The following is a 22,972-nucleotide window of genomic DNA, read 5'->3' as shown; positions in this document are numbered from 1 at the left end:
CCTCATCGCCATGGCCGCCCTCACCCGCGGCGGCCTCTGCCCACCCCTCCCCGGACGAACCTGATCACTCACCCACGGAAACAACACAAGGGCCCCAAACAGGGCCCGACGGGACCATGCACGAAATCAGCCTCGATGACCTCTGACCAACCGGCGGGGAGTCGGTGCCTGCGGCGCGGCTGATCAGCATGGCGTTCAAAAGGCGATGGGGGTGACCACTTTATGGCAGCTACGACGACCCCCTCCACTCGATCTGAAGGGAATACGGGGCTGTTGAAAGTCCTTGCTGACCACACGTTTCGTCAGTCCGGTTAATTTTCAAAGTCACTCAACTGATTGCCAATGCGAGGGCCGCAATGATCTCAGCGATGGAGGCTCGTCCAATGTCTCTAAACGAGAGCAGATCTGTGATGGACAGTTGCCTCAGTTGATTGACGCTGGTTATCCCGTGCGCCTTGAGTGTTGTTCGCGTTCGGTTGCTGACGCACCATTCGTTGACTTGCCCAACGACATACTCCGCCGTTGGCAAAAACTCTGCTAGCGGCTGGTTCGATGGTAGTGACTTCGAGAGTATGGCTATTTGATTCACCGTCGCCTTGCTTGAGGAACCGACCGCACCTAGTTCCGCAAGCAAGTCCTGCAGCTCATTGATGGCACGCTTCTCTTGCATTTGTCTGGCGGCTAGGAGGAGTGCCGGCCGATCAAGTTTATTGTAGGTTTCTACAGTCGACGCGACAGGACTTCCTCTCATGGCCATAATGTACGCTGCAATAAGATTGACTACAGTCTTTCGTCCACTTCCTTTCCAGGTGATTAGGATTCGCGCAGATAGCGCGCCGAATTGATTGATTTGAGATACACCTTCTTCCTGAAGAATTGACGTCATGTAATCGGTCCAGCACCAGGGGAGTACGCTTACGCCATGCTTTGGCGCTTGCTCGATAACCTCTTGTAATGGCGTATCTCGATAATCTCGAACGATGGCTCGCGCCTGACGTAGTGCCGACTGCTTGTGATCTTCAAAGGAGTAAATATTCATGACTATGAGAGTGCCTGTGCAGGGTTAGGCATCTTTCATGTGCCAGCGGGTGCGGGTGTCACCAGATCTTAGGCAGTTGAGACGGTGGGTTAGTTCTTGATGAGAGAAGGGATCGCCGGGGGCGTTGCGGATGTGGATGCCGATGGCGTAGACGTCGCGGATCTGCATCAGTGACTCGTAGCCGTCCCATTCGCGCAGGTCGTCGCCATAGGTAGTGGCGAAGTCGTCGACGTCTGTAGGTGAGAGCCCGAAGCGGCGTTCGCCGTGGTAGCTGTGGATCAGGTCCCACTCGCAGGGGCCGAGGGCGACGCTGTCCCAGTCGCCGAGGATCACGTGGCCATCCTGGTGGCGGAGGAGATTGTCTATCCACGCGTCGCCGTGCAGAAGTGTCGGTGGCTCCCGGAACGGCAGGGTGCGCCAGGCGCCGGTGAGGCCGGCGATGCGGTCGCTGAGCCAGACTTGATCGTCGTGATCGAGGACGCCGGGTTGGTGTTGGACGGTTGCGCGGATGCTCGCCAGCGGGTCTATCAGCGTCCGGAGTTGAAAGGGTGGCGTCGGGCCGGTGTGGAGTGCGCGGAGTAGCCGGCCGAGGTCGGCTGTTGTGGCGGGGGCAGGTGCGGTGGGGATGTAGTGCCAGAAGGTGACGGTGGCGCCGTCGACGTTCATGGGCTGTTCGGTGATGCCGTCGGCCGGGCGGACGGTCGGGAAGGCGCGGTCGGCGAGCCAGCGGGTGACCGCTAGGACGGCGGGGAGCCGCTCGGCGGCTGTGGGGGCGGTGGCGATCCGCGCGATGATCGGCGCGCGGAGTTTGAACACCGCGTTGCTGCGCAGCCGGAGGAGCTCGGCGCCGGTCGGGTCGAGGCCGACCCGGCTACACGCCTCGTCGAGTATTTGGTGGGCGCGCTGGCGGAGGTCGGTCGCGCCGGTGAGTTGGTTAGACATCTCGATGACCGTGGATTGTGGCGGAGTCCAAGGCCAGGGCCTCTTCAAAGGTGTGCAGGGCCTTGTCGCGCCGGCGGTTGGCAGGGATGGCGGAGCGGACGTCGCGGGCGCGGACGAACACGATGGTCGTTCGTTGTTCCGGTGGCAGTGCCAGGAGGGTCTGGGTTGCGAGTTCGCAGGCCTCGGCTTCCCTCGCGCAGCGGGCGAGTGTTGTCGCCCGGTCCAGTTTGATCAGCGCCGGATCGATGCCCGGGCTGGTTGGGCGGCACATGGCCGAGGCCGTGTCGTGGACTGCTTGAGCGCGTTGAAGGTCGGGTAGGTGCGCGTGGGCGCCGCTCATGTACAGGTAGAGGCGCTGTTCGGTGAAGTCGAAGGCCAGTGCTCCGGTGTTGCGGCCTTTGATCTGGGAGAAGAGTTGTTGTGCTCGGGCGAGCGCGGCGATGGCTCCTTGCTGGTCGCCGATGCGGGCCAGCGCACGGCCTTCGGCGGCTGCGGCGAGTGCCGTGGGAGAAGAGGGCTTGGCGCGGCCAAGGGCTTGGGCCTCTCTCGCAAGGTTGACGGTTTCGGCTGGATCGCCGTAGTAGTACGGCAGCATCGCCTCTTGTGCCCGGACGAGCGCGCGGAGTTGGGGGTCGCCGGTGTCGTCGGCGGCCGTCTTCGCGGTCCCGTACCAGGCACGGGCCTGGCGTATGTCGCCCAGCTTCATCAGGGCGTCCGCGCTGAGGATCGCCAGTGCGGCGGCGACGCGGGAGAGCCGGCATTGGATCGGACCTGATTGCCGCTGGGAAGCGAGGCTGCGAACATCGCTGAACTCCAGCATGAGCTGGCACAACATCGGCAGGGGCGGCGTGATCAGGTAGTCGCAGCGGCACCGCAGGACCGTTTCCTCAAGACGGTCCATCTGGTCCTCGGTGACCGTGCCGGAGGCCAGGGTGCGGTCCATCTGCTGTCGAAGCGCGTCCACTTCCGCCAGCAGGCGGCCACGGGAGGTGCGAGCGCTCCCTATAAGGACGTCGTTGAACAGGGCCCGACGGCTGGTCTCATCCTTGGACTCGTGCGACGGCCCGGGATTGTGCAGCGCGCTTGGGGTGAGCACCGGTACGTGCGAGGTGGGAAGCGAGGGCGGTGGCGTGCGTGGGACGGGGATGACCGCGGCTTCGCCGGGGACGGCATCGTCTGAATAGTCGGCGGCTAGGCCGAGCCGGATGGGGTTGGCCCGGTACAGCCTGGACAGCCGGTCGACGGTGTCAGGTCGTGGACGGCCCCGGCCGTTCTCCCACACGTTCAGCAGATCGATGTTGGCGTGCGGCTCCCCGAGTTGCTCGCGCTTGCACAGCTCGGTCAGGTGGTCGATCGCGGCTTGTCCCGTCCAGCCTTGGGCGAGGCGGTGTGCCTTGAGCAGGCTCACCCCGCAGCAGTGGTGGATGGCCTGCACCAGCTTCCACGCCCGCCACTCCTCGGCTTGGGCCCGCTCGCGCCACCGGCGTGCGCAGGACGGTGCGTGCTCTCCTCGGGCCATTCGTTCTCCCCACGCTGTTCCGCCGAGGCCGGGTTCCAGTGGTCTTCAGCGTAGACGGCGCTGATCGGCCCGAACCCCTTCCTGACGGGCGCGCACGGCGGTCTGGCGGATCAGCCACGGGTTCGAAGTCGGTTTCCGTGTCTGTTCCACGGTTTCTGCAGATTCGTGGATTCGCCACGATTGGCGCCTCACTGACTCTGCGTCACTGTTCTGACACTCAGACATGGTCAGCGGGCTGCCAGGCAGCCAGAACCGTTCAGGAGGTGTGGTTGTGGCGGATTCCCCCAGGCCCGAGCAGGAGGTGATGGCCGGACAGACCAACGAACTCGTGATCGAAGGGGTGGAGTGCGCCGGTTTCCGGCTGGAGGCCCATGATCTGCCGGACGAACGGACCGCACGTCACGCCAGGGCCGCGGTCCGGGAAGTCCTGCGGAACGTCGGCGCGGACGAGAGCGACGTTGACGACGCCGAGCTGGCCGTTGGTGAGCTTGCCGCCAACGCCGTCTCCTACGCCAGCGGGCCTTACGAGATCCGCTTCGTGATCGTCGCTGGACGTCCGGCCTGGTGCGAGGTCGTCGACGGCGATGATGACCTGTTCGGCATCCCGGAGATCTTCGAGAAGCTGCACCGGACCGAGGCGTCGGACTGCGTTCTGGAGGAGGCGCCGCAAGACAGCGGCCATGGCCTGGCCATCGTCCACCGGCTGTCGGGCGGCCGGTGCAAGGCTTACCCCACGATCGTCTCCTCGACCGGACGTCCCGGCAAGGCCGTCGCGTTCGCGCTGCCAGGGAGTTGACCACTGTGACCAGGCATCACGACCGAGGAACCGGTGGCGAGCGGCTGGTTCGCGGGCTTCAGTTCGTCCCGCGCGATCGGTTCGACCTGGCGCGCGATCTCGTCGACAACCTCAGTGATGCGGGCCTGTGCGCCGCCAGCGCATGGGAATGCGCACCGCCCACCGTCTCGGTGTCGGCCCGCCTCGTCGGCGCCGATCCGCGGTCCAGCCGGACCGTCTGGTGTTTGCCGTGGCCCGGCAGAGACGTCCTGTACTGGCAGTGGCGGCGAACGGCGTACCGCGGTGGCGTGATCGTCGGACGCTGGTGCGAGCCACTGTGCCCGATCGCTGACACTCTGGGGGCTGCCGCCCACCTCATCGCAGCCGTCCGGCTCCTCCCTGGCCCCGGTTCGGAAACCGGGCGCGACGAGGTTTCCGGTGCGTTCACGAGGCGCGCTGGATGCGGTTCGAAGTGATGACTCAGTCCCCGATTCTCTCGCAGTAAAATCCATCCGACCTGGGATTTCGCGGCTTGAAGACCTCATCTTCCGCACCACTCGACCGCCTCCCGAATGTTCCACGGCGGTTGAAAGGTCCGTCCGTTCGGAGACTTGACGGCGGTCGGGGCGCGGGTGAAAGTCGAGCAGGCGGGCGTCACCCTTGGTCACACTTGCGACGCTGGAGGCTGTCGTGCGACTAAGTTTCGTTGGTATCACGCCGGACACCCCGACCAATGAGTGCCCGGCCGTCTACGTCGATGAGGACACCGGCGACGTCTGGTTCCAGGGCGAGCGGGTCACCGACCCGCGGGCGCTGGCCGAGGTCGCCGGGCACAGCCCGATCGGCGAGCACGAGGTGGTGGTGAAGCTGCCGCCGGTGATGAAGGACATCATCCTGGAGGCGATCAATGGCACGTACGAGCGAGGGAGGCGCGGGCCAGGCCGCCACGGCGAATGACGAGGCCGGGGCGCGGGTCCCGGAGTCGTTCACCTCTCTGCTGACCGGGTGTCGGTTCTCGGCCGTGCACCTGGAGCAGCGGGACGTCTACACCCCGGCTAACCCCGACTACCTGCGGTGGCGGGACGGCGATCACTTCGACCCGATCCAATGGGGACACGACTGGATCGACCTCGTGGCACCGTTGGTCACCCGTGGTGTGACCGTTCGCCGTGCCCGGATCGTCTCCGAGCCGGTCACCGACTACATCCGGTTCGAGTACGGCGTCACGCCGATGAACGTGGCCGCCGGCGAGCAAGTGCGGTGGCTGCCCCGCTGCCGGGCGCTCGATCTGGTCGTGCCCCTGAACGACTACTGGGTGTTCGACGATCGGATGGTGCAGTTCAACCATTTCGCCGGGGACGGCTCATCGCTCAAGCAGCCCGAGAACCGCGACGAGCCGGCCCTGGTGTCGCTGTGTCTGACGGCGTTCGAGGCCGTCTGGGAACGGGCGATCCCGCACGACGAGTACAAGCCGGCCTGACCGGCGCCACTGGACCTGCCACCATGCCCCGCTCGCCCTCGTCGTCAGCACAGGCTGCCCGGCAAGCGCTTGCCGATCAGCTGAAGGAGATCCGCAGCGAGGCGGGCCTGACCGCCAAGGCCCTCGCCGCCGAAGCTGGATGGGATCGGACGAGGGTCTCCCACATCGAGCACGCTCGCCGTTCGCCTTCCGCCGAGGACATCCGGACGTGGTGCCGCGTGTGCGGAGTCGACGACCAGGCCGGCGACCTGGTCGCGTCGCTGCGGACCGCCGAGGGCATGTGGGTCGAGTGGCGTCGCATGGAGCGCGGCGGGCTGAAGCGGGCGCAGGAGTCCGTCCTCCCATTGTTCGAGCGGACGCGCGTATTCCGGTCCTACTCGTCGTGGTTGCTGCCCGGCCTGCTCCAGACCGAGGACTACACCCGGGCCGTGCTGCAGGCGGTCCGGCAGCGCCGTGGGCTGATCGACGATGTCGAGGCCGCTGTCGCCGTTCGCATGGAACGCAAGCGGCTTCTCCACCGGCCCGGACACACGTTCGCGTTCCTGGTCGAGGAGTCGGTGCTGCGGACGGGGATCGGCGGCACGGATGTGATGCGGGAGCAACTCGCTTACCTTGCGGAAGCGGGCGCCCGGCCATCGGTGTCGCTGGGGATCGTTCCGATGAGGCCCGACCGCGAGATCCGCCCCGCCGAGGACTTCTGGATCTACGACGGCGACCAGGTCAGCGTCGAACTCGTCTCCGGCTACCTGACCATCACCAACCCGCGCGAGATCGCCATGTACGGGCAGGTCTTCGGCTCGCTGGCGGACGAGGCCGTCTACGGGGCACGCGCCCGGAGACTCCTTCAGAACGCCGTCGACTCCCTGGATGACGAAAAGTGACCCGTCACATCTGGTCACACTCATCGCCTCGCCGATTCCACCGCTCTTAACGTCGCACTGCATCGCCCCTCGGTTCAGCGGCTGCTGGAGCCGCGGCCATCGCCGAGTGTCAGCAGCAACGAGGGCGTGTGCTTGCCGAGCGTTCCAACGAACGGAAGGACCAGCAGATGAGCCACAGCACGATGGAGCCCCTCTCGGCCGCAGGGCAGACGGCGAACGAGGACCCGTTCGACCTGGACATCCGAGTCCTTGAGTCCAGCGACGCCGCCGCCTCCCTGATCAACCTGACCGACGACAACTGCGGCAGCTCCTGCCCCAAGGCCTGCGCCACCAACGTCGGCTGAAACCGGCGAACTGCACCGGGCGCTCAGGCTCTCGGCGCTACCTGGGCCAAGGCATCAACGTTCGGGCGAGGAAGGGCACGATGGACGGCCGGTTGTATCGATGCGGCGACTCGGCGTTCCTACGCGCCGCCGCACTGACGGAACTACCGTTGCCCGCGTGCCCCGATCTCGCCGGCGACACTCCGACACACGTCGCCCAGTGGCTCACGTGGCTGCGGAATGTCTGGACGATCGACGCAGTCACCGACGCGATCGGCCATGCCAGCCCCGTGCTCGCGCGGGAAGTGCGGGCGATCTTCGCAGCGGATACTCCTGACGTCCGACGGGTACGGCGGGCAACGTCGTCTGTGGCTCGATACCTCTTGCGGATGACGGGTCGGGCCACCCCCTTCGGCCTGTTCGCCGGGGTGGCCCCGGCGTCGTTCGGCGAGAGGCTGACATGGCGCTGGGGCGATCACCACCGTGTTGTCGCACGCCCCAGCGGGGCCTGGCTGGCGGACGTGATCACGCAGTTGGAATCGTGCCGGGAACTCTTCTTGCGACTCCAACTGGTAGCCAACGCCCTGTGTTCTCAGCGCGGCGATCGATTGATCGTGCCGTATCCGCCTCGGAACCATGACCGGGACCGCTCTGCTGCGGCCGAGGTCTCTGTTCGACACACGACGGCGGTCCAGTTGGCCGTCGAAGCTGCCCGGTCGCCGATTCGGTGCGACGAACTCGCCGCGAAACTCGCGGCCGAGTTTCCTTCAGCGCCGTTGCCGTCGATCGCCGGGATGCTCACCGACCTGGTGAAACAGCATGTTCTGATCACCAGTCTCCGTCCGCCGGCCACGGTCGTCGATGTGCTCGGGCATGTGATCGAGCAACTCGAAGCCGCCCCGGTGGACGACATTCCGCAGGCAAGGGATCAGTTGGCTCAGCTACGCCAAGTCCAGGGTGAACTGGCGCGGCACAACGACACCGCCGAGCCTGCGACCAGGCGACGTACGAGGACCAACGTCGCATCCCGGATGACGGATCTCAGCACCGAGCCCGCCCCGCCGATCGCCTTGGACCTGCATCTCGACAGCCGCCTCGTTCTGCCTCGCCACGTCGCACGCGAGGCGGAAGCCGCGGCTTCCGTGCTCGCCCAGTTGACCGCCCATCCGCTCGGAACGCCAGCATGGCAGACCTACCACACCCGCTTCTTCGAGCGTTATGGCATCGGCACGCTCGTCCCCGTCCTGGAATTGGTGAATCCGGATGTTGGGCTTGGGTTCCCGGCTGGATATCTGGGCGCTCCGTCCCAACCTCGTCCGCGAGTGTCCGAACGTGATGAGCGAATGATGGCGCTGGCGCAGGCGGCCGTCCTCGATGGGCAGGACGAGGTCGTCCTAGACGAGAGGACACTCGAACAACTCGCGCCGGACGAAACGCCACAGTGGCCGGCCCACCTGGAGATGTCCTTCCACTTGCGTGCGGCATCGGTGACAGCGGCAAACGACGGCGACTTCTCCCTCGCCGTCACCGGAATCTCCCGAGGCGCAGCCACCATGATCGGCCGGTTCATTGGCACACTCAACCGCGCCGACCAAGCACCTGTGAGACGCGCGTTCGAGAAGCTTCCAACGCAAGACGCTGATGCGCTGCCCGTGCAGCTCTCCTTCGCTCCGCTCAACGACAGTGCTGGGAATGTCAGTCGTGTCCCCGAGTTGCTGCCGTACGTCGTCAGCCTGGGCGAGCACCCGGGGGGAGCCAGTACTCCGGTTCCAGTGGACGACCTGGCGGTCGGCTGCGACGGCGAACGGCTCTACCTGGCCTCCATGAGCCTGGGGCGGCTTGTCGAACCGGTGGTGCCGCATGCTCTCGACCTACGGGCGCGCACTCTACCGATCGCCCGTTTCCTCGCGGAGATCAGCAGAGCACAGACCGCCGTCGTCACGGGGTTCGACTGGGGCGCGGCCGGTTGCCTGCCGTTCCTGCCACGGGTTCGATACCGGCACACAATCCTCTCGCCGGCGCGCTGGATCCTCGATGCGGCGGATCTCCCGGCGGAAGACGTCCCTTGGCCACAGTGGAGAGCCGCCTTCCAGCAGTGGAGCGCCCGCCGGCGGCTTCCTCGCGCGGTTCTGCTGGCGCAAGGGGATCGTCGGCTGCCGCTGAACCTCGCTGACCGAGGGCAACTCGCACTGCTCCGTGCCAGCCTGCGGGCGGCAAGGACGGCCGTCCTCGAAGAAGCCGATGCTTACGGATGGTGCGACGGACGCGCCCACGAGGTCGTTGTCCAACTGACAACCACCCGCGCCCCCCAGGCGCGTCAGCCCATTGGTGTTCAGGTGGCCGGACGTGGCGATGGACATGTACCCGGAGCATCGGCCTGGTTGCTCGCCAAGTTGTACGGGTCTCCAGACCGCCAATCCGAACTGATAGCCCGGCACGTCCCCGCCCTTCTTGCCGCTTGGGATGAGCAGCCCAGTTGGTGGTTCATCCGCTACCAAGCCCCTGAGCCGCACGTTCGCCTCCGGATCGCCTTGTCCGGCGCGTCGGAGTTTGGGCCAGCTGCGGCCCGTGTGGGTACGTGGGCGGAGCAACTTCGACGCGTGGGCCTCCTGCGTGACGTCGAGTTCGCCACCTACTACCCCGAGACGGGGCGTTGGGGAGGCGGGCCTCTGATGGCGGCGGCAGAGGCCGTGTTCGGTGCCGATTCGCTCGCTGTCACAACCCAACTTGCCGAACCGTCCGGAACCCACCCTCAAGCGCTCACGGCAGCCCAGTTCCTCGCGATCGCCGTCGCTTTCATGGGCAGCGCAGAACTCGGGGTGTCGTGGATAGCCCGGCACACGACGGCCAAGGCACCTATGCCGATACCTCGCGCCATACTGAACGAAGCCGTGCGCCTGGCCGACCCGACGGACGACTGGGCCAGGTTGCGTGCGCTCCCCGGCGGCCGAGCCATCGTGAGTTCATGGAGATCCCGGGACCGGGCGCTGGCCGCCTACAGCGCTCTCCTCCACGGGGCCGAAAGCGCCGACCCTGACACCGTCCTTGCTTCCCTGCTGCACGCTCACCACATGCGAGCCGTTGGCCTCGACCCCGACGATGAACGCGCCTGTCTCCGGCTCGCCCGCGCTGCCGCCCAAGCCTGGACGGCTCGCCGCACGAGGAGACAAGGATGACGCCGCTCAACGAGGGGGCGGCCCGAGCCGTGGCCGACGGCGTCGCCGAGCGACTGTCCTCACCTTCCGAAGTCCGCGCTATGGGATTGCGTGCCGGGTGGTGGCCTCAATCCCTCGCAGTCGGTGCGGCCGGTGTCGCATTGCTGCACATCGAACGCGCCTACGCGGGCCTGGGATCGTGGCAGCGGGCGCACCAATGGCTCGACGCCGCGGTGGTCGACGGCGTGAGCGCGAGCAAAGGCTCCCACCTGCACTACGGAGCACCGGCGGTCGCGTTCGCCCTGCACGCCGCTGGCGGTGAACTCGGCAGGTATGCCCGTGCACTGGAGACCCTCGACCGTAACATCGCCGGTGAAACCCGCCGCCGTTTGGTTTCCGCACACGCTCGCATGGACGCCGGCCAGCTTCCCGCCTTGGCCGAACTCGACGCCATCCGCGGTCTGACCGGTATCGGCGGGTATCTGCGGCAGCGCGATACCAACGGCCAGCTACTCGGCGAGATCCTGACCTACCTCGTTCGGCTCATGGAGCCCGTCAACGATCACAACGAGTTGCTGCCCGGCTGGTGGACCACCCTCGCGCCCTCGGGACGCCTCTCCGCCGAGTTCCCGGGCGGTCACGCGAACACCGGCATGGCGCACGGAATCAGCGGCCCACTCGCCTTGCTCGCCCTGACGTTGAGAGACGGCAAGGCCGTGGACGGCCAGGCCGAAGCCATCGTCTGCATCTGCGCCTGGCTCGACCGATGGTGCCAGGACGACGGCTCCGGTCCCTGGTGGCCGCACTGGGTCACCCGTGCGCAACTGAGCGGCGCCCAGCCGACCCCGTCGAAGCCATCGCGTCCCTCCTGGTGCTACGGAACCGCAGGCGTAGCGCGTGCACAGCAGTTGGCGGCCCTCGCCATCGGTGACCACGCACGGCAGGATGTGGCCGAGCGCGCCGTGGTCGGCGCGCTCACCCATCCGTCGCAACTCGCCGCGATAACCGATGCGTCGCTGTGCCACGGCCACGCGGGCCTGCTGCACATCGTGACCCGCTGTGCCGCCGACGCGAGCATCCCCATGGCGAGATTCCAGCCGCCGCTGCTGCAAGCGCTGATCGAGGACGAGACCGATGCGGAGCAACTCGCCGCGGAACTCCTTCAGCCACCCGGTGGATGCTTTGGATTCCTCGAAGGGGCCGCAGGCATCGCCCTCGCCCTCCACACCGCATTCTCCGGCTCGCCGCCCGTCTCCGGCTGGGACTCATGCCTACTGATCGCCTGAGCAGGACCATTGAGGAAGGAACGACCATGGACACCGGCGACTGGCCGCAGGTCGTCATCGACTTCCCCGACTGGAACACGGCCGAGGACGCTGCGGTGAACGTCCTGCGACCCGCGCTGGCCAGCGCAGAAGAACACGGCCTGATCCGCCGCTGGTTCTTCATCCGCAAGGCGCCGTCGTGGCGAGTTCGCTACCTCCCCGCCGACGGTTCCGCCCTGCCGTACCTCACCGACGTCCTGAACCGTGCGACGTTGGAGAACCGGCTCTCCGGCTGGAGGACCGGCACCTATGAGCCTGAATCAGTCGCGTTCGGCGGCGAGGCCGGCATGCAAGTCGCCCACGAGCTGTTCCATCACGACAGCCGCCACGTCCTCACGCACCTGGCCCGACCGCCGGCCAGCCGGACTCTAGGGTGTCGGGAGCTGGGCGTCCTGCTGTGCAGCGTACTGATGCGCGCCGCCGGACAAGACTGGTACGAGCAAGGAGACGTCTGGAGCCGCGTCGCCCGGCAACGTCCCGCACAGCTCGACAGCTCCCCGTCCGCACGGCTGAGGACGGCCGCGCACAAGCTCATGACCGTCGACGTCGGGCCAGGCAGCGACCTCGTCAACCGAGGTCCTCTCGCCGACATCACCCCCTGGATCGCGGTCTTCGAGCAGACAGGCCAACGACTGGCCGAACTCGCCGGGCTCGGAGTACTCGAACGTGGACTGCGGGCCGTCCTGACCCACCACGTGATCTTCCAGTGGAACCGCCTTGGCCTGCCCTACATCGATCAACACACTCTGGCCATACTGACAAGCGAGGTAGTCATGGGAACCCTGCACGACGGCGCGTCAAAACCAGGCGTGGACGGCGATGACCCTAGTGTCCCCGAGGTGGACATCCAGACCAGCCGAACCCTCGACCTGACCGAGGCCGCGACCAGCCTGCGGAACGCCCTCGTTGACGAGCTGAGCGACAACGGGACGGTACGCAGCGAGCAGGTCGAGGCCGCCCTTCGCGCCGTTCCCCGGCACGCATTCGTTCCTGGCGTTCCGCTTGAGCAGGCCTACGCCGACGATGCCGTCTACACCAAGCAGGACGGCTCCGGCGTCTCGATCAGCGCCGCGTCCCAGCCGACGGTCGTCGCGATGATGCTTGAACAGCTCCAGCCGACACCCGGTCAGCGCGTCCTCGAACTGGGGGCCGGTACCGGATACAACGCCGGCCTCCTCGCGCACCTGGTAGGGGACGAAGGCCAGGTCACCACGATCGACGTTGACGACGACATCGTCACGGGCGCCCGGAACGGCCTCACCGCCGCCGGTACCAAGAACGTCCGAGTCCTACTCGCCGACGGCGCGCACGGCCACGCCGAAGGAGCGCCCTATGACCGGATCATCGCCACAGTCGGAGCGGGTGACCTGCCCTTGCCGTGGCTGGACCAGCTCGCCCCCGGCGGCCGACTCGTCGTACCACTGCGGCTCCGCGGCGGCGTATCCCGTTCGATCGCCTTCGAACGCGGCAGCGACGGACGCTGGCTGAGCCGCAACAGCCTGCTGTGCACCTTCATGCCCTTGCGGGGCATCGCCGATGACGCGCGCCGCATAATTCATCTGACCGCCGACGGAAAAGTGTGCCTTCACACCAACCGAGAGCAGACCGCGGACGAGTCGTTGCTGAGCGGCGTCCTGGAGACCCCACGCAGCGAGGCCTGGACGGGAGTGCTGTTCAGGGCGGACGAATCATTCGAGTGGCTCGACCTCTGGCTCACCTGCGTCATGGACAACGCGTTGAGCCGGATGCCGGTCGACCGGACGGCGGTCGACGAAGGACTGGTCCGCCCCCAGTTCGGCTGGGGCGCTATGGCAGTGGTCGACAAGGGCGACCTCGCGTATCTCACCCTCCGCCCACAGGATCCGGAGGCCGCAAGCGGCAACCGCCGGATGTACGAGGTTGGAGTCATCGGTCACGGCCCGACCGGACGCGCCCTGGCCGACCGTGTGGCGGACGCCATCGGTACCTGGGACCAGGACTACAGATCCCGGCCCGTCGAGTTCGAGATCGAGCCGGCCGAAGCGGCGGCGCACACGGTCGAGCCGATACCCGGCAGGTTCATCTTCGAGCGTCCGAACACACGCCTCACCATCACCTGGCAATGACACCCGCCCTAAGCCAGGCTGCACGAGCGTTCCCCCTCGTTCCTCGCACCAGGCCAGCGTGCCGGCCGATCGAGGAGCGCATCCGGGAGGTCACCGACTTCGCGCGGACCGCCACCGAAGCAACCGCCGCCACTGATCGCCTCGCGGCGGCTGCGGCGGCACAGAACCGGGCGGCCCTGATCGCCAGCGACTGCGGCATGCCCGAACTCGCCGGCTCCCTGTGCCGACAGCAGTTCGAGCTGTTCATACGCGCTCGGCCGTTGACCGCGCGAACGGCAAGATACGCGCTGGAACCCCTCGTGAACCTCTCCCGGCTCCTCATGCGTGCTGGAAATCCGGAAGCAGCCTGCAACCAGCTCGAAGAGTTGTATCGGGCCGTCCAGGCGAGGGAATCCGCAAGGATCGACGGGCGGGAGCTCCCGTTCGGCGAGCTGACCGGCTCCGGGCACGAGCACCGCGACCTGCGCCAATGGTTATGGGGTGTCATGCTCGCCGATGGCGTCCGCGCCCTGGTCACAGCGGGCAGGTGGAAGCAAGCGGCCGCATTCGCACAGCAGTATCGGGGTGTCGGCCGCCGGCTCCTGGACGGACGGCAGGCCGCAATCATCACCCAAGCGCTCACCGGAGACCCGGAAGCAGCCTCGGCGGCCGTCGAACAAAGCGCCGCTTCGGAGGCGTGGGAACGGGCCGTGGCGGCGTGTCTGGCCATGTTCTGCCTACGCGCTGCCGGACGCCCGCCGAGGGCCGCAGACACGACTCCGGTCCAGGAGTACCTGGCCCTGGAGCCGAATCCGGAACTTGCGACCTTCCGTGTCCGCATTGCCCTTACCGCGCTCTGCCTCGCCGGTGGCGAAGACCCCGATGACGGTGCCTCAATAGTCAGTCGGATCGTTAGCGAGGTTCCGGACGTCGAGGACGGCTACGTTGCGCGAGACCTCCTTCGAAATCCCGATCTCAAGGGAAGGTTCACCGCAGCCCAACAGGCACATCTTGTCTCAACTGTGCAGTCTGCCGGCCTCGGCCAGGGGGCCATACCGGAACCACTGAGAACCGAACTGCTCGCGGCAGCCGAAAACAGTAACCGTGCTACGGAAGAACTTCTCCGTAGGCTCCCAGCCGCCCAACTTCCATGAGGCACCCCTCGTTGACCGCACCTGTCCCACGGAACCAGTGGCGGTAGTTGACACTTGACCCGGCGTAAGAGGTGCTCATTAATGGGCACTGTCAATCGCGTCATTCGGTTGCGTCACGTTACTTGACGTGATCGAAGAAAGGAAACGGGGAAAGTGAAAAACGGAACCTGGGGTTTGTGTTCTCCCAGTGAATGGCAGCGGGGTTCGGAGCCGATGCGGTGGCGTCGGGTCTACCCCGGCCGGGCCGATCAGGTGCCTGTGGCGCGGGTGTTCGCGGCGACGCTGTTCGAAGGGACCGGGCGTGAGGAGGACGTGGCGTTGGTGGTCGCGGAACTGAGCACCAACGCGGTCCGGCATTCGCGGTCAGGGGCCGAACGTGGCTGGTTCGGCCTGGAGGTCACGCTGGCCGACATCGCCTACATCGCGGTGACCGACCTGGGCGGAGGCTGCGTGCCCACGATCCAGTCCGAGGCGCCAGGGTGCGAGCCGCAGGTAGGCGGATACGGCCTGCTCACGGTCTCCAAGCTCGCCCTTGCGACGGGCGTGCACGGCAGCTCCGACGACGGCTTCACCGTCTGGGCCGACATGGACCTCCGCCGCCCCACCCAGAACGGCCCGAGACAGCCCGTGACCCTGGTGTCGTAGGGAGGGCCCAGCCTGCTGATACCAGGCTGGCCCCTCGGGGACAGCATAGAGAAGAACACCGCTCGCACCAGAGACCCCGTCCACAGGTCCGCATCAGCGGACCCGTGGACGGGGTCCACGTGCGTCTGTGTCGGTTTGTGCGGCTATATCCGCCGTGTGGCATGGCTAGAGGTGGCGTCTTTCCGGTCTTCTTTTGAGGATTCTTCTCGGGGTTCTCTTCGGGGTTCTGTCTATGGGCAGAAGACCGTGCTTGCCGCATCTGGGCAGGTCGCCGGGGTGGTGCATATTCTGTTCGTGGCCCCGACTCGTCACCAGGCCGACCCCTGGTAATAGTCCGCGTGTTCGGTGATGTGGCCTTCCTGTCGTCCTCTCGGCTGCCACTGACTGCTGCCATGCTCCGCCCTCCAACGCCTGATATCGCCTGCGGGCCGGCCCGCGGCCGGGGCGGCCTGGCTTGAGGCCGGTCGCGCCCGAGGCGTGAGGTTGCCGGGCGGTCGGTGAGTCGTTGAGGTGAGAAGAGGCGCGAAACACCTCGCGTGAGGCGTCACCCGTTCCGGCGCGCCGCACCTTTTGGTGAGCCGATCTCGAAAAGGTGGGCACGCGGCGAAGGTGCCGGTCATGAATTGGTGCAAATCTGCTTTACCGCCCGGTGGGTTTAGTGGGTGCGGGTGTGATTGGTTAGGTAGTTCAGCCGTTGAGGTGAATAAAAAAGTGGCCGAAGGTGCTTGCCTGGTGGCGTTGCATCGAGAAATGGTCGAGCTCCGATGAACGGGAACGGCGCCGGAAATTCGGTAGCCGGTCACATCGAATGGGAGACGAAATGGCCGCGAAGAACATCACCCGGAATGGCGTCACCGGAAACGGCGTCACGGGCACCGACAACGCCGGGAACGGCGCTACCGCTGTCACGGTCGGGGCGCGCCCGTCCGGCGCGGCTGGGGACGTGTGGGACGCGCTGACGGCCAACCCCGGGACCACGGTCACCGCGCTGGCGGAGGCGTCCGGTGTCAGCCGCGCCACCGTCACGCGGACGCTGACCACCCTGGAGCGCGACGGGCGCGCCACCCGGACGCGTGGCGGTCGCGACGGCGGTAAGCGCCAGCCCGACACCTGGCACCCGGTCACCGCCGCCACCGACGACACCCCGACCACCGACCACATGCCGGACGCGCCGACCGGTGACGCGGACGCCATCGGCGACACCCCGGTCACCGTTGACGCGCCGTCCACCGACCCCGCCGCCGCCGGACAGGACGCGCCGACCGAGGCGCCCGCCACCGACGCGCCGACCGGCACCTCCACCGGGGACGCGGACGCCGGGGACACCGGTGCCGGGATGGATGCGGCGGCGGTCGCTGAGGCGCGGGACGCGCTGACTGGGCTGCAGGACGCCATCACGGCGGCGCTGACCGCGCTGGACACCGGGGACGGTGCGGCCGCGATGGCGGCGGCTGAGGGTGCCTACAGCGGTTCGGGGTTGGTGCGGCGGCTGGTGCGCGCCGCCGCCAACGGGCGCCCGCGCAACGCCTCCGGTGCGCCGCGCTCGGCACCGGGTGAGATGCGCGCGAAGGTCGCCGGTCACCTGACCGCCAACCCCGGGGCGGCGTTCACGCCGCACGAGATCGCGAAGGTGATCGGGCACTCGGCGGGTGCGGTGTCCAACGCCCTGGACCGGCTGTCGGAGTCCGGTGACGCCGAGCTGGTGTGCGACCGGCCCCGCCGGTTCACCGCCACCACCGGCCGCCCCGCCACCCGCTGACCGCGCACTGACCGCCATGTGGGGGCGGGCCGCCGTGCCGCCGCCCGCCCCCGGCGTCCCGCCCACCCACACACCGCTAGGACCCACACACCGCTAGGAGCCATGCGATGACCGCCGTTCCCGCCACCACGACCACCACCGCGCCGACCACCGCAGCGACCACGGCGCCCGAGCCTGGTGGCGCCGGTCGCCTGGGGCAGGGTGAGCTGCGCCGCAGGGTGGCCGCGATCCTGGTCGACCGTCCGGGGGAGGTGTTCACGCCGGGTGAGATCTCCCGGAGGCTGACCCGGTCGGCCGGTGCGATTAGTAACGCGCTGACGGTGCTGACCGACCGGGGACAGGCCGAGCTGGTGGCGGCGCGCCCGCGCCGGTACCGGGCGACCACGACCACCGCCGATGCGATCAAGGGCGGCGGAACGTCGCGCACCCGGGGGGCTACCGCACCCGCCGCCGTGCCCGCCCCCGCACCCGCGCCGAAGGCCGCGCCCGCGCCGACGTCCGGCACCTCAGGCACGTCGGGGAAGGCCGCTGGTGGGCCGGTGGTGCGGCCGAACGGGCAGACCTATCACCCGCGCCGGTTGGCGGACCTACCGGACGTGGTCGCGCTGCAGCGGCTGCGGAAGGCGTCGATCCCCGCGATGTTGTACGGGCCGCCCGGGACCGGGAAGACGTCCCTGATCGAGGCGGCGTTCCCGGACCTGATCACCGTCGCCGGGGACGGTGACACCGCCGTCGCCGATTTCATCGGCGAGTACACCCAGGCCCCGGGCGGCGGGTACGAGTTCGTGTACGGGCCGCTGATCACCGCGATGACCGAGGGCCGGACGCTGCTCATCGACGACGCCACCCTCATCTCGCCGAAGGTGCTGGCCGTGGTGTATCCCGCGATGGACGGGCGGCGGCAGATCACCGTCAAGGCGCACCGAGGCGAAACCATCACCGCCAAAGCCGGGTTCTACGTCGTGGCCGGACACAACCCCGGCGTGCACGGCGCCGTCCTCACCGAGGCGCTGGCGTCCCGGTTCGCCGCGCAAATCCGGGTGTCGACCGACTATGACCTGGCCCGCACGCTGGACATCGAACCGCGCGCCGTCCGCGTCGCACGCAACCTGGCCCGCCGTCAGGAATCGGGCGAGATCGGGTGGGCGCCGCAACTGCGCGAGCTGATCGCCTTCCAGAAGATGACCGGTGTTCTGGGGGCCGAGGCCGCAGTGGCCAACCTTCTCGGCGTCGCGCCCGAAGAAGACCGCGACGTGGTCGCCGAGGTCATCGCCTCCGTCTACGGACGTGCCGTCGCCCCACTGGCCCTCGGACGGCAGATCTAACCCCGCCGCACCCGCCCCGCACATCGCCGCACCGGCGACCGCACGCACACGGAGGAACCATGGCAACGCACGTCATCCCCACACCCGCCGCCCCGCCCGCCGCTGCGCCGTCCGGCGCCGGACCGGCCACCACCGCACCCGCCGCCCCGGTCACGGTGCCCAGTCTGGGGCCCGCGCGGGTGACCGGGCTGGGCGGTGCGTGGCTGCCGTTGTCGGCGGCGTTCACCGACGCGGTCACCGACCTCACCGACCGCGAAGACCTCACCGTGCAGTGCGCGCCCGGCCTCGGGCGAGGCGCACCCGGTTGTTTCGTCCCGTCGCTTGCCACCATTGAACTGGACGGCAGGCACCTGCGGCAGGATCCGGCCACGTGCGACCCGTCCTGGCCCGCCGACCGGGACCGCTACCCGGCCCTGTGGGGCGTGCTCACGCACGAGGCCGCGCACGCCACCCACACCCGCTGGAGCATCCCTGACGGTGCGCCCGCCGCCGCAGCCGATGCCGCCATGGCGCTGGAAGAGTCGCGGATCGAGGCGGCGCAGATCCGCCGCCGCCCCGCCGACCGCCGCTGGCTACGCGCCTCGGCCACCAGCCTCGTCCTGGACGACTTCACCACCCCGACCACCCCGACCACCCCGACCGCGCCCGTGCCCGGTGTGCCCGCGCCGTCCGGTAGCGCACCGGCGGCCCCGCCGGTGACGACGCCGCATGCGGCGATGACGCCGTGGAACGCCGGACGGGCCGCCGCGCTGGTCCTGGCCCGCACCGACGCCGGAATCCTCGAACCAGCAGAAACCAATCCTCTGGCCGAGGTGGTTCTCGGTGTGCTCGGGCCGACCCGGTTGAGTGCGCTGGCCGCGCTGTGGCACCGCGCGCACGCCACCGGCGACGACGACGCCGAGGCGATGATGGACCTGGGGCGGCGCTGGTGCCGGATCCTGGACGTCAACCCCGACCGCCCCACCCCGCCCCCGCCGCCCGGAACACCGGGCGCCTCGGGTGACCCTTCCCCGCTGGCCGACGCGCTGGGCGCCACCATGGCCGCTGTTCATGCGGCCGCCGCCGAACCCGCCCCCGCCGCGCCCGGCCCCGACCCCGCGCAGCAGCGGCGGCAGGACAAGGACGCCCGACAGGCAGCCGACAACGCCGCGCGCGACGTGTTCGGCGCCAGCACCACCGAACCCGGCGGCAATGCCAGCACCGCCGCCACCGGGTCGCGCGGCGGCACCCGCACCACCGGCACCCGCCCGCCCCGCCCCGACGAGCAGGCCGCCGCCCGCCGCCTAGCACGCCAGCTGCGCGCCGCCGCGCACCGCGACCGCGTCACCACCACCCGCACCTCACCCACCCCGCCCGGACGGCTGTCCATGCGCGGCGCGCTGGCCGCTGACGCCCAGCGCGCCGCCGGTGCCACCCCGACCGCCGAACCCTTCACCCGCACGATCCGCCGCCACGTGCCCGCGCCGCCGCTGCGCATCGGCATCGCCTGCGACGTGTCCGGGTCCATGAAAGCCATGGCCGCGCCGGTGGCGTCGGCTGCGTGGATCCTGGCCCGCGCCGCCGGACACATCCCCGACGCCCTAGCGGCCACCGTCATCTTCGGCGCCACCGTCCGCCCGATCACCCGTCCCGGACACACCCCGAACGCCGTGACCGAGTTCGCCGCAAACGACTCCCGCGAAGACTTCGTCCAGGCCGTCGACGCCCTCGACTCCGCCGTCGAGCTCACCCGCCCCGGCGCCGCCCGCCTGCTGGTCATCGTCTCCGACGGCAAGTTCAAAGACGACCAGCCCAAAGACGGCCAGAAACGCCTCGAACGGCTCACCGCATCCGGATGCGCCGTGTTGTGGCTGGCGCTCACCGACGAAGCGCGAGTCATGAACGGTGCGTACCCGGTCACCCTGACCGACCCCGCCGCAGCCGCCGACGCCATCGGCGCCGCCGCCGCACGCGCCCTCCGCACCGCCTGACCACCCGCCGCCGGTGCGCCCCCGGCAAGGGCGCACCGGCGGCGGCACACACACCCGATCACCACCCGGCCATGGGTCACCGCCGGACCACCGGCAGCCGAGAAGACCGCGAAGAGGAGAACGACACCGTGAACCGCATGGAGACCTACATCCGTGACCGCCACGATGCTGCTCACCGGGCGCGTTGCGAGGCGGAGGCGAAGATGCTCGCCGGCCTCGACGAAGGCGAAGACATCGTCGTCGCGCTCGCCGCTGTTGCCGAGGCCCGCGCCAACGCGAGCTGGTGGGACGAGCCGGTAACCGGCATCGACCACGAGGGCCTGGACCCTGTCGAGGCGCTGTGGCGCGCACGCGACACCGCCCGCCGCGCGCTGACCGACCACACCATCCCGCGCCACGCCGACCCGTTCGCCCAAGGCTTCGCCGTCGCCTTCATCGAGGCCGCCCGCACCTTCTACCGCGACACCGCCCACCTGGACGCCCTCACCACCCGCACCGAAAGGCCCAACTCGTGAACCACCTTCCGCCCCCCGCCACTCAGCCCGAGGCGACCGGCACCTGCCTGATCTTCGAGCTGTGCGACCTCATCGACGCCACCGCCAAACTCGACGAGAAACCCCGCGACCGCCTGCTGGCTGTGCGAAGGGTGGTCGCGGTTGCCTACCGCGTCGCCGAGGCGGCCGAGCCGGTCCTGGACAGCGAGGCCGCGCTGATCACCGCCCTGCGCGAGGCCGCTGCGGCCCGCCCGCCGATCCCCGAGTCGTGCCCTGGCTGCCAGAAGATGGACGGTGCCCGGTGGCGGGCGCCACTCCGGGGGCACCGACATTGCCGAGACCTACCACGAACTCGGCCACGCCCTCAGCGGCCCCAGCCACGCTACCCCTGCCAACCGCCCTGACGACCCGGTACCGGCAGCGGTTGGTTTCGTCCGCGTCTAGCGGCAACCGGGTTGCCGTTGCGTATTGCGCTGCCCGGCGTTTATGGCCTTGATGGATCCTTGTCAGGTGTCAGCTAGGTAGATGCCTATGTTCTCGCTCTGGGTTTGGTTACGCAGGGCTTGAAGGTCGTAGACGATCAATTGACGCCGCCCTGTCTGGATCCAACCGTGTCGGCGCAGCGTGCTGAGCGCCTTGCTGACCGCCTCTCTTGATGCGCCGACCCAGCTGGCGAGCTCCTCCTGCGAGAGGTTGAGCGTGATCCGGATGCCGTTGGGTGTTTTTGCTGTCGGGTCCTTGTAGGGGACGCCGAAGCGCTCGGCCAACTCGACCAGGCGTGCGGCCACACGGCCAGTCGTATCGAACTTGCCCAACTCGACGCGTTGGCTGTCGGCCTCCCGCCACAGTCGACAAAGTGTTCGCAGGATCACGACTGACGCCCGGTGGTTCGCCTGCAGGAAATCCAGGAAGGCGGCCCGGGTGAGGGTGATCGTCCGGGTCGGCTCGAGAGCGGCGACGGTGGCGGAGTGTGGCTTTTCGTCGATGGCGGCCATTTCGCCGATCAGTGCTCCCGGTCCTCGAACAGCAAGGAGGACTTCACCGCCGTGTTTGATGAAGGAGTACGCCTTGACTCTGCCTTCGAGTAGAACGGCGACCGCGGTCGATGCCTCGCCCTCCCGGCAGAGTAACTCACCGCGCTTGTAGCTACGTTCTCGACCGCGAGCAGCAAGGTCGTCGATCTCCACCGCGGTGAGCTCGGCCAGAAAGGAACCCGGTTCGAGCTTGGTCATGGTGTCTGTTCCGGCGAGGGCTGACCAGTTGTGACGTCATCGTCCCTAGGTGGGCGCGCGACCACGTTCCCAGGGCTGCCGAGGCAGTTTGAGCGGCTGCAGTGCCGCCGATGATCACGACGATTGCGCCGATCGATCTTGCTGACCAGCCGTTTGGAGCGCGCATCCGTCCAAAAGCTCAACCGGTCCTTGGAATTTTGAGGCATTACTGCCTTAGCGAACCGGCTACACGCGATCACGAACATGGTGAGTCCGCCGATCACCGTGGTCAACGCGATGAGCCAGTTGGGGACACCGTCGGGTAGAAGGGACCCGAGCACCGGCACGTCACCACAATGGACCGGGTGAGAACCCGGTTATCCAGCGCAAGCTAAACGGGACGTTTGGCGACATGGGGCCTCCTCGCGATCAACCCAGCCTGACAGCCCTGCAGGAGGCAACACGGCCCAGGTGAGCAGAGTGGAAGCGGGCCGCGCCAGTCCCCGGAGGCAGGACGAACGGTCCGACTCTAAGGCAACGCGCGATAGCGGGGAAGGCCCAATTGAAGGCACAAGAAGGTAGGGTCTTCAGGCTTCCACCTCTGAAGATCCCTACCTTGTGCGGCAGTGTCCAGGCTGGGTTGGCGAGAACAAGCTGCTGACCTGCAGCATCCAGCACCGGACGGACTCTGTCTGTGAAGAAATACCAGAACGACTTTCCGGCGAGCATCATCAGGCAGGCGGCACTTGTCATCAAGACAAGCATGGACGGCACCGACAGCCATGGCGCAAGACTCAGTGCGTGTTTGAGAAGTTGATCTCGGTCGGCGTGGCTGCGTGATCTTGTGTGCCGGTTCGTGCAGGGTGGCGCGATGTCTCGGCAGTCGTGCTA

Annotated in this window: 19 protein-coding genes; 15 read left to right on the top strand and 4 right to left on the bottom strand. The window is 68.0% G+C overall.

What is annotated here, in order from left to right; all coding sequences use genetic code 11:
• Positions 1-328: 328 nt before the first annotated feature.
• The 3 genes from ACGFIS_RS36925 to ACGFIS_RS36915 are packed head-to-tail and all read right to left on the bottom strand — an operon-like array spanning position 329 to position 3,500.
• Complete coding sequence (locus ACGFIS_RS36925) at positions 329-1,039, bottom strand: DNA-directed RNA polymerase subunit alpha C-terminal domain-containing protein (protein ID WP_392973965.1); 711 nt, start codon at positions 1,037-1,039, stop codon at positions 329-331.
• 24 nt (positions 1,040-1,063) lie between these two features.
• On the bottom strand, positions 1,064-1,981 hold the full coding sequence (locus ACGFIS_RS36920) for an aminoglycoside phosphotransferase family protein (protein ID WP_392973964.1): 918 nt from the start codon (positions 1,979-1,981) through the stop codon (positions 1,064-1,066).
• On the bottom strand, positions 1,974-3,500 hold the full coding sequence (locus tag ACGFIS_RS36915; protein ID WP_392973963.1) for an XRE family transcriptional regulator: 1,527 nt from the start codon (positions 3,498-3,500) through the stop codon (positions 1,974-1,976). The genes ACGFIS_RS36920 and ACGFIS_RS36915 overlap by 8 nt, the downstream gene beginning before the upstream one ends.
• 223 nt (positions 3,501-3,723) lie before the next feature.
• Here ACGFIS_RS36915 and ACGFIS_RS36910 point away from each other — a divergent pair, with 223 nt between their 5' ends.
• From ACGFIS_RS36910 to ACGFIS_RS36840, 15 genes are all read left to right on the top strand, one after another.
• A complete protein-coding gene (locus tag ACGFIS_RS36910; protein ID WP_392973962.1) occupies positions 3,724-4,296 on the top strand; it encodes an ATP-binding protein in 573 nt (190 codons plus the stop codon).
• Positions 4,297-4,301: 5 nt separating this feature from the next.
• A complete protein-coding gene (locus ACGFIS_RS36905) occupies positions 4,302-4,751 on the top strand; it encodes a hypothetical protein (RefSeq protein ID WP_392973961.1) in 450 nt (149 codons plus the stop codon).
• Positions 4,752-4,965: 214 nt separating this feature from the next.
• Positions 4,966-5,232: a hypothetical protein gene (locus tag ACGFIS_RS36900; protein WP_392973960.1), complete on the top strand. Its 267-nt coding sequence runs from the start codon at positions 4,966-4,968 to the stop codon at positions 5,230-5,232.
• Complete coding sequence (locus ACGFIS_RS36895) at positions 5,183-5,755, top strand: DUF6879 family protein (RefSeq protein WP_392973959.1); 573 nt, start codon at positions 5,183-5,185, stop codon at positions 5,753-5,755. The genes ACGFIS_RS36900 and ACGFIS_RS36895 overlap by 50 nt, the downstream gene beginning before the upstream one ends.
• Before the next feature lie 23 nt (positions 5,756-5,778).
• Positions 5,779-6,636, top strand: coding sequence for a helix-turn-helix domain-containing protein (locus ACGFIS_RS36890; RefSeq protein ID WP_392973958.1), 858 nt, complete (start codon positions 5,779-5,781; stop codon positions 6,634-6,636).
• 167 nt (positions 6,637-6,803) lie between these two features.
• Positions 6,804-6,980: an FxLD family lanthipeptide gene (locus ACGFIS_RS36885; RefSeq protein WP_392973957.1), complete on the top strand. Its 177-nt coding sequence runs from the start codon at positions 6,804-6,806 to the stop codon at positions 6,978-6,980.
• A gap of 80 nt (positions 6,981-7,060) precedes the next feature.
• On the top strand, positions 7,061-10,135 hold the full coding sequence (locus tag ACGFIS_RS36880; protein WP_392973956.1) for a lantibiotic dehydratase: 3,075 nt from the start codon (positions 7,061-7,063) through the stop codon (positions 10,133-10,135).
• Positions 10,132-11,400 carry a lanthionine synthetase C family protein gene (locus ACGFIS_RS36875; protein WP_392973955.1) on the top strand — a complete coding sequence of 423 codons (1,269 nt, stop codon included), beginning with the start codon at positions 10,132-10,134 and terminating at the stop codon, positions 11,398-11,400. Before ACGFIS_RS36880 ends, ACGFIS_RS36875 begins: the two co-directional genes overlap by 4 nt.
• Before the next feature lie 26 nt (positions 11,401-11,426).
• A complete protein-coding gene (fxlM, locus tag ACGFIS_RS36870) occupies positions 11,427-13,544 on the top strand; it encodes a methyltransferase, FxLD system (RefSeq protein WP_392973954.1) in 2,118 nt (705 codons plus the stop codon).
• On the top strand, positions 13,541-14,677 hold the full coding sequence (locus ACGFIS_RS36865; RefSeq protein WP_392973953.1) for a hypothetical protein: 1,137 nt from the start codon (positions 13,541-13,543) through the stop codon (positions 14,675-14,677). The genes fxlM and ACGFIS_RS36865 overlap by 4 nt, the downstream gene beginning before the upstream one ends.
• Before the next feature lie 213 nt (positions 14,678-14,890).
• Positions 14,891-15,322, top strand: a complete 432-nt coding sequence (locus tag ACGFIS_RS36860) for an ATP-binding protein (protein WP_392973952.1) — start codon at positions 14,891-14,893, stop codon at positions 15,320-15,322.
• A gap of 820 nt (positions 15,323-16,142) precedes the next feature.
• Entirely contained in the window at positions 16,143-17,081 is a 939-nt protein-coding gene (locus ACGFIS_RS36855; protein ID WP_392973951.1) for a MarR family transcriptional regulator, read from the top strand.
• Between the two features lie 107 nt (positions 17,082-17,188).
• Positions 17,189-18,406: an AAA family ATPase gene (locus tag ACGFIS_RS36850; protein WP_392973950.1), complete on the top strand. Its 1,218-nt coding sequence runs from the start codon at positions 17,189-17,191 to the stop codon at positions 18,404-18,406.
• Between the two features lie 59 nt (positions 18,407-18,465).
• Positions 18,466-20,376, top strand: coding sequence for a VWA domain-containing protein (locus ACGFIS_RS36845; RefSeq protein WP_392973949.1), 1,911 nt, complete (start codon positions 18,466-18,468; stop codon positions 20,374-20,376).
• A 137-nt stretch (positions 20,377-20,513) separates the two neighbouring features.
• A complete protein-coding gene (locus tag ACGFIS_RS36840) occupies positions 20,514-20,891 on the top strand; it encodes a hypothetical protein (protein ID WP_392973948.1) in 378 nt (125 codons plus the stop codon).
• A gap of 485 nt (positions 20,892-21,376) precedes the next feature.
• Here the strand turns inward: ACGFIS_RS36840 and ACGFIS_RS36835 are convergent, their stop codons facing one another.
• Positions 21,377-22,102, bottom strand: coding sequence for a Crp/Fnr family transcriptional regulator (locus tag ACGFIS_RS36835; RefSeq protein ID WP_392973947.1), 726 nt, complete (start codon positions 22,100-22,102; stop codon positions 21,377-21,379).
• Positions 22,103-22,972: the final 870 nt, after the last annotated feature.

The organism is Spirillospora sp. NPDC048824, assembly GCF_043198455.1.
GTDB lineage: Bacteria > Actinomycetota > Actinomycetes > Streptosporangiales > Streptosporangiaceae > Spirillospora.
This window is presented reverse-complemented; position numbering and strand designations above follow the sequence as displayed.

Excerpts from the sequence above, each read along its gene's own strand:
- ACGFIS_RS36835 (WP_392973947.1), bottom strand. The coding sequence starts at position 22,102 with ATGACCAAGCTCGAACCGGGTTCCTTTCTGGCCGAGCTCACCGCGGTG.
- ACGFIS_RS36925 (WP_392973965.1), bottom strand. The coding sequence starts at position 1,039 with ATGAATATTTACTCCTTTGAAGATCACAAGCAGTCGGCACTACGTCAG.
- ACGFIS_RS36845 (WP_392973949.1), top strand. The coding sequence starts at position 18,466 with ATGGCAACGCACGTCATCCCCACACCCGCCGCCCCGCCCGCCGCTGCG.
- ACGFIS_RS36860 (WP_392973952.1), top strand. The coding sequence starts at position 14,891 with ATGCGGTGGCGTCGGGTCTACCCCGGCCGGGCCGATCAGGTGCCTGTG.
- ACGFIS_RS36910 (WP_392973962.1), top strand. The coding sequence starts at position 3,724 with ATGGTCAGCGGGCTGCCAGGCAGCCAGAACCGTTCAGGAGGTGTGGTT.
- ACGFIS_RS36890 (WP_392973958.1), top strand. The coding sequence starts at position 5,779 with ATGCCCCGCTCGCCCTCGTCGTCAGCACAGGCTGCCCGGCAAGCGCTT.
- ACGFIS_RS36850 (WP_392973950.1), top strand. The coding sequence starts at position 17,189 with ATGACCGCCGTTCCCGCCACCACGACCACCACCGCGCCGACCACCGCA.
- ACGFIS_RS36880 (WP_392973956.1), top strand. The coding sequence starts at position 7,061 with ATGGACGGCCGGTTGTATCGATGCGGCGACTCGGCGTTCCTACGCGCC.
- ACGFIS_RS36885 (WP_392973957.1), top strand. The coding sequence starts at position 6,804 with ATGAGCCACAGCACGATGGAGCCCCTCTCGGCCGCAGGGCAGACGGCG.
- ACGFIS_RS36915 (WP_392973963.1), bottom strand. The coding sequence starts at position 3,500 with ATGGCCCGAGGAGAGCACGCACCGTCCTGCGCACGCCGGTGGCGCGAG.
- ACGFIS_RS36920 (WP_392973964.1), bottom strand. The coding sequence starts at position 1,981 with ATGTCTAACCAACTCACCGGCGCGACCGACCTCCGCCAGCGCGCCCAC.
- ACGFIS_RS36865 (WP_392973953.1), top strand. The coding sequence starts at position 13,541 with ATGACACCCGCCCTAAGCCAGGCTGCACGAGCGTTCCCCCTCGTTCCT.
- ACGFIS_RS36855 (WP_392973951.1), top strand. The coding sequence starts at position 16,143 with ATGGCCGCGAAGAACATCACCCGGAATGGCGTCACCGGAAACGGCGTC.
- ACGFIS_RS36895 (WP_392973959.1), top strand. The coding sequence starts at position 5,183 with ATGGCACGTACGAGCGAGGGAGGCGCGGGCCAGGCCGCCACGGCGAAT.
- fxlM (WP_392973954.1), top strand. The coding sequence starts at position 11,427 with ATGGACACCGGCGACTGGCCGCAGGTCGTCATCGACTTCCCCGACTGG.
- ACGFIS_RS36840 (WP_392973948.1), top strand. The coding sequence starts at position 20,514 with ATGGAGACCTACATCCGTGACCGCCACGATGCTGCTCACCGGGCGCGT.
- ACGFIS_RS36875 (WP_392973955.1), top strand. The coding sequence starts at position 10,132 with ATGACGCCGCTCAACGAGGGGGCGGCCCGAGCCGTGGCCGACGGCGTC.